The 14,234-nt window shown below is 76.4% G+C and carries 8 protein-coding genes; 4 read left to right on the top strand and 4 right to left on the bottom strand.

All coding sequences use genetic code 11. From position 1 onward, the window contains the following. Positions 1 to 73 precede the first annotated feature (73 nt). Together OG767_RS08825 and OG767_RS08820 are read left to right on the top strand one after the other, a co-directional pair. Positions 74 to 4,789 carry a DEAD/DEAH box helicase gene (locus OG767_RS08825; RefSeq protein WP_405092954.1) on the top strand — a complete coding sequence of 1,572 codons (4,716 nt, stop codon included), beginning with the start codon at positions 74 to 76 and terminating at the stop codon, positions 4,787 to 4,789. Between the two features lie 220 nt (positions 4,790 to 5,009). After that, entirely contained in the window at positions 5,010 to 5,822 is an 813-nt protein-coding gene (locus OG767_RS08820) for an S-adenosyl-l-methionine hydroxide adenosyltransferase family protein (protein ID WP_405092953.1), read from the top strand. 100 nt (positions 5,823 to 5,922) lie between these two features. On the opposite strand, the gene OG767_RS08815 is transcribed toward OG767_RS08820, so the two are convergent. Further along, positions 5,923 to 7,137, bottom strand: a complete 1,215-nt coding sequence (locus OG767_RS08815; RefSeq protein WP_405092952.1) for a hypothetical protein — start codon at positions 7,135 to 7,137, stop codon at positions 5,923 to 5,925. Positions 7,138 to 7,244: 107 nt separating this feature from the next. On the opposite strand from OG767_RS08815, the gene OG767_RS08810 reads away from it, so the two are divergent. Both OG767_RS08810 and OG767_RS08805 read left to right on the top strand, forming a co-directional pair. Then, positions 7,245 to 8,036 carry a DNA-formamidopyrimidine glycosylase family protein gene (locus OG767_RS08810; protein ID WP_281935479.1) on the top strand — a complete coding sequence of 264 codons (792 nt, stop codon included), beginning with the start codon at positions 7,245 to 7,247 and terminating at the stop codon, positions 8,034 to 8,036. A gap of 168 nt (positions 8,037 to 8,204) precedes the next feature. Beyond that, entirely contained in the window at positions 8,205 to 11,831 is a 3,627-nt protein-coding gene (locus OG767_RS08805; RefSeq protein WP_405092951.1) for a fibronectin type III domain-containing protein, read from the top strand. 95 nt (positions 11,832 to 11,926) lie between these two features. On the opposite strand, the gene OG767_RS08800 is transcribed toward OG767_RS08805, so the two are convergent. The 3 genes from OG767_RS08800 to OG767_RS08790 all read right to left on the bottom strand — a co-directional run bounded on the left by OG767_RS08800 (position 11,927) and on the right by OG767_RS08790 (position 14,127). Then, the gene (locus OG767_RS08800; RefSeq protein ID WP_405092950.1) at positions 11,927 to 12,691 is read right to left on the bottom strand and encodes a hypothetical protein; all 765 of its coding nucleotides are present in this window, start codon (positions 12,689 to 12,691) and stop codon (positions 11,927 to 11,929) included. 16 nt (positions 12,692 to 12,707) lie between these two features. Next, a complete protein-coding gene (locus tag OG767_RS08795; RefSeq protein WP_396775966.1) occupies positions 12,708 to 13,559 on the bottom strand; it encodes a PspA/IM30 family protein in 852 nt (283 codons plus the stop codon). A 127-nt stretch (positions 13,560 to 13,686) separates the two neighbouring features. Continuing rightward, a complete protein-coding gene (locus OG767_RS08790; RefSeq protein ID WP_107156055.1) occupies positions 13,687 to 14,127 on the bottom strand; it encodes a helix-turn-helix domain-containing protein in 441 nt (146 codons plus the stop codon). Between the last annotated feature and the right edge of the window lie 107 nt (positions 14,128 to 14,234).

Below are 14,234 nucleotides of genomic sequence, written 5' to 3'. Positions count from 1 at the left end.
GTCAATTGTCCGCCCGGTACGGAACCACCCCGGCGACGGGCCGGATGTCGTACCGGCGGGGCAGGATGGTGCCGTGGCGGACGAGGTGACCCCGGCCGACGGGGTGCTGGCGGAGTTCGGCGCGGCGACCCGGGAGTGGTTCACCGCGGCGTTCGCCGCGCCCACGCCGGCCCAGGCGGGCGCCTGGCGCTCGATCGCCGCCGGTCACCACGCGCTCGTGGTCGCCCCGACCGGCTCCGGCAAGACGCTCGCGGCGTTCCTCTGGTCGCTCGACCGGCTGGGCAAGGAGCCACCGCCGGCCGACCCCCGGCGGCGGTGCCGGGTGCTCTACGTCAGCCCGCTCAAGGCGCTCGCCGTCGACGTGGAGCGCAACCTGCGGACCCCGCTCATCGGCATCCGGCAGGCCGCCACCCGGCTCGCGCTCGCCCCGCCCGACATCACCGTCGGCATGCGCACCGGCGACACCCCGGCCGACGAGCGGCGGGCCTTCGCCCGCACCCCGCCGGACGTCCTCATCACCACGCCCGAGTCGCTGTTCCTGCTGCTCACCTCCGCCGCCCGCGACTCGCTGCGCGGGGTGGACACGGTGATCGTCGACGAGGTGCACGCGGTGGCCGGCACGAAGCGCGGCGCCCATCTGGCGCTCTCCCTGGAACGCCTCGACGCACTGCTGGAGCGGCCCGCCCAACGCATCGGGCTGTCCGCCACGGTGCGCCCGATCGACGTCTGCGCCCGCTTCCTCGGCGGCGCCCGCCCGGTCGACGTGGTGCAACCGCCGGCCGACAAGACCATCGAGGTCAGCGTCCAGGTCCCGGTGGAGGACATGACCCGCCTCGACGAGCAGGAGCCCCCGGAGGACGAGCTGGGCGGGCTCGGCCCGCGCCGGCCCTCGATCTGGCCGGCCGTCGAGGAGCGGGTGCTCGCGTTGATCCGCGCGCACCGGTCCACGATCGTGTTCACCAACTCCCGGCGGGGGGCGGAGCGGCTCTGTGCCCGCCTCAACGAGCTGGCCGCCGAGGAGGCGGAGGCGGCGTCCGCCCCGGAGGGCAGCCGCGTGGCCCGGGGCGGGGAGCCGGTGCGCGTATCCGATCTTTTGCCCGGTCCCGGCGGCCCGCCGGGCGGCGACGGCGGCCCCGCCGACGCACCGGGCCCGGCGGGCCGGTCCGGGTCGGACGCGTTCGGCGGGCCGGTCGGGCCGGTGCGCGCGCCCCGGCAGCCGGCCGAGGTGATGGCGCAGTCCGGGGCCGCGACCGGCGCGCCGTCGGTGATCGCGCGGGCGCACCACGGCAGCGTCTCCCGGGAGGAGCGCAAGCACATCGAGGAGGCGCTCAAGTCCGGTCAGCTCCCCGCCGTGGTGGCCACCTCCAGCCTGGAGCTGGGCATCGACATGGGCGCGGTCGACCTGGTGGTGCAGATCGAGGCGCCGCCGAGCGTCGCGGCCGGGCTGCAACGGGTGGGCCGGGCCGGGCACCAGGTCGGCGCCGTCTCCCGGGGCGTGGTCTTCCCCAAGCACCGCGGCGACCTGCTCTCCTGCACCGTGGTCGCCGAGCGGATGGGCCAGGGCGCGATCGAGGAGCTGCACTACCCGCGCAACCCGCTCGACGTGCTGGCCCAGCAGATCGTTGCGATGGTGGCGTTGGAGCCGTGGCCGCTCGGCGACCTGGCCGTGCTGGTGCGGCGCGCGGCGCCCTTCGCCGAGCTGCCCGACTCGGCGCTGCACGCGGTGCTCGACATGCTCTCCGGTCGCTACCCGTCCACCGCCTTCGCCGAGCTGCGCCCCCGGCTGGTCTGGGACCGCGCCACCGACGTGCTGACCGGCCGGCCCGGCGCGCAGCGGCTCGCGGTGACCAGCGGCGGCACCATTCCCGACCGGGGGCTGTTCGGCGTCTTCCTGGCCGGCGCCGAGCGGGCCGCGCGGGTCGGCGAGCTGGACGAGGAGATGGTCTACGAGTCGCGCGTCGGCGACGTGTTCCTGCTCGGCTCGTCGTCCTGGCGCATCGAGGAGATCACCCCCGACCGGGTGCTGGTCTCCCCCGCGCCGGGGCAGGCCGCCCGGATGCCGTTCTGGAAGGGCGACCAGCTCGGCCGGCCGGTCGAGCTGGGCCGCGCGATCGGCGCCCGGGTCCGGGCGCTGCTGCGACAGTCCGACGCCGACGCAGTGGCGGCGCTGCGCGCCGGCGGGCTGGACGACTGGGCCGCCGGCAACCTGATGACGTACCTGCGCGAGCAGAAGGCGGCCACCCGGTCGCTGCCCGACGACCGGACGGTGGTGGTCGAGCGCTTCCGCGACGAGCTGGGCGACTGGCGGCTCGCCGTGCACTCGGTGCTCGGCGCCCGGGTCAACGGCCCGTGGGCGCTCGCCATCGGCCGCCGGCTGGCCGAACGCTACGGCGTGGACGCCCAGGTCATGCCCTCCGACGACGGCATCGTGGTGCGACTGCCGGACACCGCCGAGGAGCCGCCCGGCGCGGACGTGGTGGTCTTCGAGCCGGACGAGATCGCCCAGCTCGTCGAGGAGTCGGTCGGCACGTCGGCGTTGTTCGCCGCCCGGTTCCGCGAGTGCGCGGCCCGGTCGTTGCTGCTGCCCCGCCGCGACCCGCGCCGCCGGCAGCCGCTCTGGGCGCAACGCCAGCGCGCCGCGCAACTGCTCGACGTGGCCCGCGAGTACGCCGACTTCCCGGTCACCCTGGAAGCCGCCCGGGAGTGCCTCCAGGACGTCTTCGACCAGCCGGCCCTGGGCGGGCTGATGCGCGACCTGGCCGCCCGCAAGGTACGCCTGGTCGAGGTGGAGTCCGAACGCCCGTCCCCGTTCGCCAGGTCGCTGCTGTTCGGGTACGTCGGGGCGTTCCTCTACGAGGGCGACGCGCCGCTTGCCGAGCGGCGGGCCGCCGCGCTGGCGCTCGACTCCGGGCTGCTCGGCGAGCTGCTCGGTCGGGTCGACCTGCGGGAGCTGCTCGACCCGGCGGTGCTCGCCGAGACCGAGCGGCAGTTGCGGTGGCGCACCGAGCAGCGGCGGCCCCGCGACGCCGAGGACGTGGTCGAGCTGCTCCGGGTGGTCGGCGACCTGAGCCCGGCCGAGCTGGCCGAACGCGGGGTGCCGGAGGCGTGGCCGGTGGAGCTGGCGGCGGCCCGCCGGGTGCTGCGGGTGCGGGTCGCCGGCGAGGACCGCTGGGTGATCGTCGAGGACGCCGCCCGGCTGCGCGACGCGCTCGGGGTGGCGCTGCCGGTGGGGGTGGCCGAGGCCCACCTCGCGCCGGTGGCCGATCCGCTCGGCGACCTGGTCGCCCGGTACGCGCGCACCCACGGCCCGTTCGCGGCGGCCACCTGCGCCGCCCGGTTCGGGCTCGGGGTGTTCGTGGTCGAGCAGGCGCTGCGCCGGCTCTCGGCGACCGGTCGGGTGGTCTCCGGCGAGTTCGCGCCGGACAGCGTCGGCACCCAGTGGTGCGACGCGGAGGTGCTGCGCCTGCTGCGCCGCCGTTCCCTGGCGGCGCTGCGCCGGGAGATCGAGCCGGTGCCGCCCCGGGCGCTGGCCGCGTTCCTGCCCCGCTGGCAGCAGGTCGGCTCGTCGGCCCGGGGCGTCGAGGCGGTCGCCGCCGCCGTGGAGCAGGTGCAGGGCACGACCGTGCCGGCGTCCGCGCTGGAGCGTCTGGTGCTGCCGGCCCGGGTCGCCGACTACTCGCCGGCCCAGCTCGACGAGCTGTGCGCCAGCGGCGAGGTGGTCTGGGCCGGCGCCGGCGCGATCTCCGGCGGCGACGGGTGGGTGACGCTGGCGTACGCCGACGTCGCGCCGCTGCTGCTGCCGCCACCGGACGAGGCGTTGACGCTCACCCCGCTGCACGAGGCCGTGCTCGACGCGCTCGGCGACGGGCAGGCGCTGTTCTTCCGTTCGCTCTCCGATCGGGTCGGCGCCACCGACGACGCCGCGTTGTCGGCCGTGGTGTGGGACCTGGTCTGGGCCGGCCACCTGACCAACGACACGCTCGCGCCGCTGCGGGCCGCGCTGGGCGCGGGTGGGGCACACCGGTCCCGGCCGGCGGCGCCGCGCACCCGCTACCGTCGCCCCGGTCGGGTGGCGCTGCCCAGCCGGGGCGGCCCGCCGACCATGGCCGGCCGCTGGTCCCGGCTGCCGGAACGTGACCTGGACCCGACCCGTCGGGCCGCCGCCCTGGCCGACCTGCTGCTGGAACGGCACGGGGTGGTGACCCGGGGCGCGGTGGTGGCGGAGCAGGTGACAGGTGGTTTCGCCGCCGTCTACCCGGTGCTGTCGGCGTTGGAGGAGCGCGGGGCGGCCCGTCGCGGCTACTTCGTCGAGGGCCTGGGCGCGGCCCAGTTCGCGGTGCCCGGCGCGGTCGACCGGATCCGCGCGTTGGCCGACGACAGCCGGGACCGGGGCGGCGGCCCGACCGTGGTGCTGGCCGCCACCGATCCGGCGAACCCGTACGGCGCGGCGCTGCCCTGGCCGGACCGCGTCGTCGACTCGGGCGACGGGGCGGCACCCGCCACCGGTCACCGGGCCGGGCGCAAGGCGGGCGCGCTGGTGGTGCTGGTCGGCGGTGACCTGGTGCTCTATGTGGAGCGGGGCGGGCGGACGATCCTCTCGTTCACCGACGACACCGACGCGTTGGGGGCGGCCGGCAAGGCGCTCGCCGACGCGGTGCACTCCGGCGCGCTCGGCGCGATCTCGGTGGAGCGCGCCGACGGCGAGGCGGTGCACTTCTCCCCGCTGCGCGACGCGCTCACCGCGGCCGGGTTCCGGGCCACCCCCCGGGGCCTGCGCCTGCGCGGCTGACCCACCCGGACCGGCCGGCACCGCAGGGCTGGCTCGGCCCGGACCGACCGGCACCGCACGGCTGGCTCAGCCCGGACCGACCGGCACCGCACGGCTGGCGGCACCGGCCGGCTCCGTTCGGATCGGCGGGCCCCGCCCGGACCGGGCGGCACCGCACGGCGACGGCGGGAGGGCGGGGCGACGTCTCGCTAGGGTGGCCGGAGACGACGAGGAGGAGCCGATGGCGAGTCATCCGGACGTTCCACCGGTGGCGCGCCGGCCGTGCGTCTCGCTGACCACCGACTACGGGCTGGCGGACGGCTTCGTCGCGGCCTGCCACGGGGTGCTCGCGCGGCTCGCGCCGACCGCCCGGGTGATCGACGTGACGCACCTGGTGCCGCCGGGCGATGTCCGCCGGGGCGCTGCGGTGCTGGCGCAGACGGTGCCGTACCTGCCGGTCGGGGTGCACGTCGGGGTGGTCGATCCGGGGGTCGGCACCGAGCGGCGCGGCATCGCGCTGGCCACGCCCGGCGGGTTGCTGGTCGGGCCGGACAACGGCCTGCTCCTGCCCGCGGCGGAGGCGCTCGGCGGGGTGACCGCCGCGGTGGAGCTGACCAACCCGGCGTGGCTGGCGCCCACCGTGTCCCGCACCTTCCACGGGCGGGACGTGTTCGTGCCGGTGGCCGCCCGGCTGGCGCTCGGCGCGCCGCCGGCCGGGGCCGGGCCGGCCGTCGACCCGGCCACCCTGGTCCGGCTGCCGGAGCCGGTTGTCCGGGCGGAGGCCGCCGGGTTCGACGCCGAGGTGCTCACCGTCGACCACTTCGGCAACGTCCAGCTCGCCGCGCCGGGCCCGCTGCTCGCCGGCCTGCCGTCCCGGGTGCTGGTGAACGGGCGCGAGGCCGTGCACGGCCGCACGTTCGGCGACGCCGCTCCCGGCGGACTGGTCGCCTACGTCGACTCGGCCGGCCTGGTGGCCGTGGCCGTGCACACCGGCCGCGCCGCCGACGTCCTCACCCTCTCCCCCGGCGACCTGGTCACCGTCACCACCCCCTGACTCCCCGCGATCGTGCAGTTCGTGCCCCGACAAATGACCCGAAAGCCGCGCCGGACGGGCCGCAAGTGCAAGATCGCCGGGAGGGAGGAGGGAGGGAGGGTCAGCAGCGGGGGACGGGGGGGCCGGAGATTGAGGACAGGTACGCGTGGCTGACGTAGGTGCCGCCGACCAGGCGGTACCACCGGGTCGTGGTGCGGTAGGTGCCGGCGATGCGCTCGCCGGTCAGGTAGCACTGCACCGGCACCTGCGCGTGGGTGGCGGCGAGGCCCCGGCTCGCGTACGAGGTGCCCGCCCCGGTGCGCAGGGTCAGCGGCCCGGAGCCGACGATTGCCCGCGCCCCGCCCCCGGTCCAGAGCAGGGTCACGTCCACCCACGCGTTGTCGGTGAGCCGCAACCCGTCCCAGAACGTGCCGTCGGCCAGGTCCAGCCCGGCCGGGTTGCGCACGACCCGCCCGAACTGGTCCCGCCCGCGGTGGTAGCCGTCCTCGTAGGCGGCCTGCGCCTCGGGCCGGCCCTGCGGCAGGTCGCGCCAGTTCTCCCGGACCGTCGGCGGGTTCCACCAGTCGTCCCGGGTGTTCCACGGGCCGACGTCCCAGACCGGCGCGTACTCGCACCGGTTGCCGTTGGTGGTGCAGACCTTGACCGTGTAGTCGCCGGTACCCCTCGGGGAGAGGCCACGCCGGGTGGGCAGCGCCGCGAAGTGGTCGCGCGCGCCGACGACGTGCCCGTTGGCGGTGACGCCGCCGACCAGGCCGATCCGGGTCGCGTACACCCGGTAGGTGCGTCCGGCGGTGGGCTGGGTCGCGGCGGTGGCGGCCTGGTCGGCGGCGAGCGTCAGGTCGGTCACGGTGGCCTCGGCGGCGGTGCCCGGCGCGGTCAGCACGACGCGCGCCTGGACCCGGGTGACCGGCTGGTCGAAGACCGCCTCGGTGGCGTCACGCCACTCGGTCCAGCCACTGGCCCGCCAGCCGCGTACCTCGGCCGTCGCGGTGCCGCCGTCACCGGTGCGGGCGGCGAGCCGGGCGCGTACCCGGGTGGCGGGCCGGTCCAGCGCGCGCGGCGCGGCGAGCAGGATGCCCTCGGCGACCGGGCCGGACGCGGCGGCGGGGCGGGTGCGTGCGGTGGGGCGCGGGTCGGCCAGCCGCAGACGGCCGGCGCGCCAGGTGACGTCGTCGCCACCGGCGACGGCGAGGTCGGCGGACCAGCGTTCGGGTCCGGTGGCGCGGGCCGGCGCGGCGGACGCGGCGGCGGGCAGGCCGGCGGTGGCGGTGAGCAGGGCGGTCAGGGCGATGACGGTACGACGGGCTCGGGCCATGGGCTTCTCCTCAGAACCCCCTGATCCTGTCCGCTATCGCCATAAAAAAGAATATCGGTGCAGATAGCGAAACATGCGAATTCCGTTCGGTAGGCGACAATGGCGGGGTGCCCGAAGGTGACACCGTCTGGAACACCGCCCGCGTCCTGCACCGCGCGCTGGCCGGGGCCCGCCTCACCGGGTCGGACTTCCGCGTGCCGCAGCTCGCCACCACCGACCTGACCGGCTGGACCGTGCGCGAGTCGGCCAGCCGCGGCAAGCACCTGCTGCTGCGCCTCGCCGGTCCGGCCGGCGAGGACCGGACGCTGCACTCGCACCTGCGGATGGACGGCGCGTGGCGGGCGTACGCCCCGGGCGAGCGGTGGTCGGCCCGACCGGCGCACCTGATCCGGGTGGTGCTCCGCTCCGCCGGCGCGGTCGCGGTCGGCTACCACCTGCACGAGCTGGCGCTGATCCCGACCGCCGAGGAGGAGTCGCTCGTCGGTCACCTCGGTCCGGACCTGCTCGGCCCGGACTGGGACCCGGCCGAGGCGGTCCGCCGGCTGGCCGCGCACCCGGAGCAGAGCATCGGCGAGGCGCTGCTCGACCAGCGCAACCTGGCCGGCGTGGGCAACCTCTACAAGTGCGAGGTGCTGTTCCTGCGCGGGGTGTCGCCGTGGACGCCGGTGCGCGACGTGCCCGACCTGGCCGGCACCGTCGCGCTGGCCCAGCGGCTGTTGGCGGCGAACCGGGGCCGCTGGACCCAGAGCACCACCGGGGTGCTGCGCCGGGGCGGGACCAGTTACGTCTACGGTCGCCGGGCCCAGCCGTGCCGGCGCTGCGGGACGGCGATCCGCAAGGAGGAGCTGGGCGAGCGGGTCACCTACTGGTGCCCGGTCTGCCAGCCGGAGCGGACGTGACATGCAACTTCCACGAAGCGGATAAGATCACCCGAGATACGGACGATTGGGTACTTCCCTCCCGCCCGTCCGGCGTCGCATGCTGCGGTGGACCGCACCGATCGTCAGCAGCGCGTACGCCCGCCACGCCGGGGTGACGGCCGGCGCGCCCCGATCCCGGGGAGAGCCATGGTGCTGTTCCGCAGACTCCGGCCGGGCCGGCCGGACCGGGCCGTCACGGTCGCCGAGGAGACCGCGCCCACCGTCCCGACCGCCCGCGCCGCCGACGAGACGCCCGCCGGACCGGCCGAACCCACCGGCCCGGCCCCCCTGGACCCGGGCGGGGTGCCGCGCCTGTTCGGTCCGGTACCGAACACCGCCGGCAGCCCGCTGCCCACGCTCGACCCGGACGGCCGCCCGGTCCCCGGCACCGGCCTGCGCAAGTTCGTCGACCCGCTGCCGCTGCCGGGCCGGCCGCCCACCGCCGGGCTCGGCGCCCGACTGCCGGTCGCGGTGCCGGACACCATCACCTGGCCGGGCTGCGACTACTACGAGATCGGCCTCCAGGAGTACGCGCAGCGCCTGCACCGGGATCTGCCGGCCACCCGGCTGCGCGGCTACCGCCAGCTCAACCTGGGCACGGACGCGTCCGGCCACAACACGGTGAGCCCGCCCGACCGGCCCTGGCACCTCGGGCCGATGATCATGGCCCGGCGCGGCCGGCCGGTCCGGGTCAAGTTCATCAACCAGCTCCCCACCGGCCGGGCCGGCGAGCTGTTCCTGCCGGTCGACGAGACGGTCGACGGGGCCGGGACCGGGCCGCTTGACGGTCCCGCGCCGTACCCGCAGAACCGGGCCGTGCCGCACCTGGCCGGCGCGCGGACCGCCTGGATCAGCGCCGGCAACCCGTGGCAGTGGGTGACCCCGGCCGGCGAGATCACCCCGTACCCGGTCGGGGTGGGGGTGACGCCGGTGCCGGACATGCCGGCGCCCGGCGCGGGCGCCACCACGCTCTACTTCCCGAACGACCAGAGCGGCCGGCTGATGTGGCTGCACGACAACACGCTCGGCCTGTCCCGGCTCACCGTCTACTCCGGGCAGCTCGCGCTCTACCTGCTCACCGACCCGGCCGAGGACCGCCTCGTCGCCGACGGCGTGCTCCCCGCCGACCAGCTCCCGCTGGTGATCGAGGACAAGACGTTCGTCCCCGACGACGCGCAACTCGCCGCGCAGGACCCGACCTGGGACCGGGACCGCTGGGGCGCCAAGGGCAGCCTCTGGCACCCGCACGTCTACCAGCCCCGGCAGAACCCGTACCGGATCAGCGGCACGAACCCGACCGGGCGTTGGGACTACGGGCCGTGGGCGCACGACCCGGACGGCGGGACCAGCCCCTGGGTCGCCCCGGTGCCGAACCCGCACCACGACCCGGTCACCGAACCCGACGAGCCACCGCTGGTCCCGGGCGTGCCGCACCCGTCGGCGGTCCCCGCGGCGTACGGGGACACGCCGCTGGTCAACGGCGTCGCGTACCCGTACCTGGAGGTCGAGCCGCGGGCGTACCGGTTCCGGATCCTGAACGCCTGCGCGGACCGTTCGCTCAACCTCCAGCTCTACCGGGCCGCCTCGGACGGGCCGATGTGGACGCCGGACGGCGACCCGGCCGACCCGCGCGCCGGCGAGGTGCCGATGGTCGAGGCGGTACGCGTGCCGGGCCGGCCGGCGTACTGGCCGGTGGACGGACGCGACGGCGGCGTGCCCGACCCGGCCGCCGCCGGGCCGGAGCTGATCCAGATCGGCAACGAGGGTGGCCTGCTGCCGGCGCCGGTGGTGCTGGCGAACCGGCCGGTCGGCTACCGCTACGACCGGCAGGACCCGACCGTGCTCAACGTGGACGGGCACACGCTGCTGCTCGCGCCCGGCGAACGCGCCGACGTGGTGGTGGACTTCTCCACCGTGCCGCCGGGCCGCACGCTGATCCTCTACAACGACTGCCCGGCCCCGCTGCCCCGCTTCGATCCGCGCTACGACCACCACACCGGCGCCGCCGACCGCACCGGCGCGGGCGGCCTGCCGCCGGCCCACCCCGGCTACGGCCCGAACACGCGCACGCTGCTCCAGATCCGGGTGGTCGGCAGCCCCGCGCCCCGCTACGACAGGCGGCGACTGGCCGCCCGGCTGCCCGCCGCGTACGCGCAGAGCCAGCCGCCGCCGATCGTGCCGCAACCGGCGTACGACCCGGCGTTCGGCACCCGCACCGCCGGCCCGACGCTGGTCCCGGCGCGCGCCACCTCGGTCACGTTCACCCCGACCGGCGGGTCCGGCCCGGTCACGCTGCCGCTGGCGGTGAAGTCGGTCGGGCAGGTGTTCGAGCCCCGGCACGGCCGGGCGGTGGGGCGACTCGGGGTCGGCCACCCGCTCGCCGGCGCGCTCGCACCGGCCGTGCTGCCGCTCGGCCCGACCGACCCGGTCACCGAGGAGCTGTTCGTGACCGACCCGACCGTGCCGGTGGGCGCGCCGGCGGACGGCACCCAGCTCTGGCGGATCGTCGGCGACACGGACCGGACCCATCCGGTGCACGTGGAGGGCGTCGACGTGCAGGTGGTGAACCGGGTCGGCTGGGACGGCACGCTCCGCCCGCCGGAGCAGGGCGAGCTGGGCTGGAAGGACACCGTCCGGGTCAACCCCCGGGAGGACGTGGTGGTGGCGTTGCGCCCGGTCGCGCCCAGCCTGCCGTTCACGGTCGGCGACAGCGTACGACTGCTCGATCCGAGCCGCCCGGCCGGCGCGCGGCTGGACGCCGGCCCGGTCAGCCCGGTCGACGGGCGGCCCGCGACGGTGGTCAACCAGGTGGTCAACCTGGGCTGGGAGTACCGCTGGCAGACGCGCTCGGCGGGACTGCGCGACCAGGGCATGAGCCGGCCGCTGGTGCTGCGGGTGTCGCCCCGGGCGCCCACCGGCCTGACCGCCACGCCGGTGCCCGGTTCGGCCACCGTGCTGCCGGCCATCGCGCTGGCCTGGACCGGCAACGGCAGCCGCCCGCCGGCCACCAGCCATCGGCTGCAACGCGCCACCGACAGTGCCTTCACGACCGGCCGCACCGAGATCACCGTGGCCGCCACCGCGACCCGGTACACGGACGCGACGGTCACTCCCGGCGTCACCTACCACTACCGGATCCGCGCCGAGAACGCGGTGAGCTGCTCGGCCTGGTCGAACGACGCGCCGGCGGCGGTGCGGCTGACCGCGCCGTCCCGGCTGACCGCGGCGGTGCCGCCGGCCGCCCCGCTGCGGGTGGCGTTGCGCTGGGCGAACCACTCCTTCGCCACCGGGGTCGACGTGCAGCGGGCCACCAACCCGACGTTCACCAGCGGACCGGGCACCACGGCGATCACCGTCGGCGAGGCCCACCTGGACCCGGTCGTCGCCCCGGACACCACGTACTACTACCGGGTACGCACCACGTACCTCGGCGCGGCGTCCCCCTGGTCGACGGTGGCCACGGTGACCACGCCGCCCCGGCCGGCCGCGCCCACCCGGGTCTCCGCCACCGCCGGCGCGCCGGCCCAGGACACCACCACGGTGACGCTGAGCTGGTCGGCGTCGACGCCGGTCGGGCCGGGCGCCGGCTTCCTCGTCGAACGCGCCACCGACGCGGGCTTCACCCGGGACCCCACCACGTTCCGCGTCACCGGCCGCGGCTTCACCAACACCGCCCTCCCGCCAGGCGTCACCTACTACTACCGGGTCCGCGCGACGAACATCGTCGGCACCTCCCCCTGGACCCCCCCGATCCAGATCACCACCCCCGAGTGACCCGCTCGACACCCAGCCTGTCGATCATGAAGTTGACGGCCGGATCGGAGATCGACATCGCCGCCAACCTCATGATCGCCCGTGAAAGGGCGGGGTCAGGGGGTGGTTCTGAGGGGGGTGCGGAGTTCGGCCAGGGCGGAGGCGACGCCGTGGAGCAGGTCGGTGGCCTCGGTGAGGCGGGCGGCGGCCGGGTGGTGGGTGTCGGGGCGGGCGTCCTCGGCTACGTAGCCGGCGGCGGCCACCACCAGCCGCTCGTAGGCGGCCACGCCCTCCTCAAGCTGGGCGACGAGCGTGGCGTGCACCTCGGCGAGCGGCCCGCGCGGGGCCAGCTTCAACGCGCGCTCCACACCGGCCACCCGTCCGGCCAGCTCGCGCAGGGAATGGTCCGCCTCGGCGGCCTCCCGGACCGCCGGCTCGGCCAGCCCGGTCAGCCGACCGGCCAGCCCGCCGAGGGTGAGCGCGGCGCGGTCCAGGCGGGCCCACGGCTCGGCCGCGGAGGTGCCGCGCAGCGCGAGGCGGGACCGGACGCGGCGTACCTCGGCGAGGACGCCGGGGCCGACGGGCAGCCGCTCGACGGCGGCGACCAGCCGGGCCCGGGAGCGGGCGGCGGCCTCGGCCGGGTCGAGCGCCGGCGGGGCCGGCACGGCGGCGAGCGCCCGGTGGTCGATCCAGCGCCAGGCGGCCACCGCGACCGCGCTGCCCGCGGCGCCGGCCCAGGCCGCGTCCGGCAGCCCCAGGCCGGCGTACGGGGTGAGCACCGCGGCGGCGCCGCCCAGCCCACCGGCCAGCACGCTCCACCGCCGCGCCGAACGACGCAGCTTGGCCAGCCGCCGGAAGTGTCGCGTCCGCTCGTCCGCCATCGCTCTCCCTCGTCCGTCAGCCGGTGGTGCTCTCCCCGGCGCCGCGGTCCCGGCTCATGCTGGCCCGGATCTCGTCCAGCCGGGCGGCGGCGGCCGGGTCGGTCGGCTGCCCCACGGCGGGCCGCTGCTGCTGGCCGCCGAGCTGCTCGCCGGCCATGCTCGACCGGATCTGCTCCAGCCTGGAGGACCCGGCCGAGTCGAGCGTCGCCTTCTGGATCTCCAGCATCCGGCCCTCGACCGAGTTGCCGGCCAGCTCGGCCCGGCCCATGGCGGTGGCGTAGCGGCGCTCGATGCGGTCCCGCACCTCGTCCAGGGACGGGGTGCTGGCCGGCGCGGTGAGCGACGACATCGACTCCAGCGACTTCGCCACGCTCTCCTGCATCTTGGCCTGCTCGAGCTGGCTGAGCAGCTTGGTGCGCTCGGCGAGCTTCTGCTGGAGGATCATCGAGTTGTTCTCGACCGCCTTGCGGGCCTGCGCGGCCGCGCCGAGCGCCTGGTCGTGCAGCGTCTTGAGGTCTTCCAGCGCCTGCTCACCGGAGACGAGCTGGGTGGCGAGCAACTGGGCGGACTGCTCGTAGCGCCCGGCCTCGGTCTCGTCGCCCCGGCCCCGGGCCTGGTCGGCCAGCGCGAGCGCCTGCCGCGCGTTGCCCTGGAGCTGCTCCACCTCGGTCATCTGCCGGGACAGCTTCATCTCCAGCTGGCGCTGGTTGCCGATCACCGCCGCGGCCTGCTGGACCAGCGCCTGGTGCTGCCGCTGCGCCTCCTCGACCGCCTGCTGGATCTGCACCTTCGGATCGGCGTGCTCGTCGATCTTCGCGCCGAAGAGCGCCATCAGGTATTTCCAACCCTTGACGAACGGGTTCGCCATCTCCGCCTCGTCCCCTCAGTAGTGTCGCGCCTACATCGTCCCAGTCGGACACCACTCCGGCACCCGTACGACCCTGATCAACAGTACGACGCACGCGCCACCGACGACCATCGCGCGGACCGGTCGGTCAGGCGGCGCAGACCACGTCCCGCTCGGCGGGGCGCACGCGGGTGCTGCGCAGCGTCGCCTTGAGCGGCGAATCCTGCCGGACCTGGACGGCCACCGCGCCGTCGGTGGTGACCTGCCGGACACCCCGGTTGGTGGCCTTGCGCACGGCGGGCGGGGCCACCGGCGTCGGCTCGTCGGTCACCGGCACCAGCACGCCGGGCATCTGCTCGGCCAACGCGACCGTGTCGCTCACCTCGCGCAGCAGCTCGGACAGGCGGGCGCCGAGCGCGTCGCAGATCGCGGCGAGCAGTTCGCTGGAGGGCTCCTTCTGGCCGCGTTCGATCTCGGACAGGTAACCGAGGCTGACGTTGGCCGCGGACGAGACCTCGCGGAGGGTGCGGTGCTGCCCCTGCCGGCGCGCCCGCAGTGCGTCACCGATCACCCGGCGTAGCAGGACCATCGCACCTCCCCTGACGGGACACCTGTCCGGCCGGACCGCACCGCGCCGGGGACGGCGGTCCGCCCCGGCGCCGGCGTCGCCCGCCGGAGCCTTCCCGCAACCGTACC

The sequence above is a fragment of the Micromonospora sp. NBC_01392 genome (assembly GCF_045040125.1).
Lineage (GTDB): Bacteria > Actinomycetota > Actinomycetes > Mycobacteriales > Micromonosporaceae > Micromonospora.
The sequence above is the reverse complement of the archived record's forward strand: the minus strand, read 5'-3'. Positions and strand labels throughout refer to the sequence as shown.

What these genes read in the sequence shown, in the direction of transcription:
- OG767_RS08820 (WP_405092953.1), top strand. Translation starts at nt 5,010, where the DNA reads ATGGCGAGTCATCCGGACGTTCCACCGGTGGCGCGCCGGCCGTGCGTC.
- OG767_RS08815 (WP_405092952.1), bottom strand. Translation starts at nt 7,137, where the DNA reads ATGGCCCGAGCCCGTCGTACCGTCATCGCCCTGACCGCCCTGCTCACC.
- OG767_RS08805 (WP_405092951.1), top strand. Translation starts at nt 8,205, where the DNA reads ATGGTGCTGTTCCGCAGACTCCGGCCGGGCCGGCCGGACCGGGCCGTC.
- OG767_RS08800 (WP_405092950.1), bottom strand. Translation starts at nt 12,691, where the DNA reads ATGGCGGACGAGCGGACGCGACACTTCCGGCGGCTGGCCAAGCTGCGT.
- OG767_RS08795 (WP_396775966.1), bottom strand. Translation starts at nt 13,559, where the DNA reads ATGGCGAACCCGTTCGTCAAGGGTTGGAAATACCTGATGGCGCTCTTC.
- OG767_RS08790 (WP_107156055.1), bottom strand. Translation starts at nt 14,127, where the DNA reads ATGGTCCTGCTACGCCGGGTGATCGGTGACGCACTGCGGGCGCGCCGG.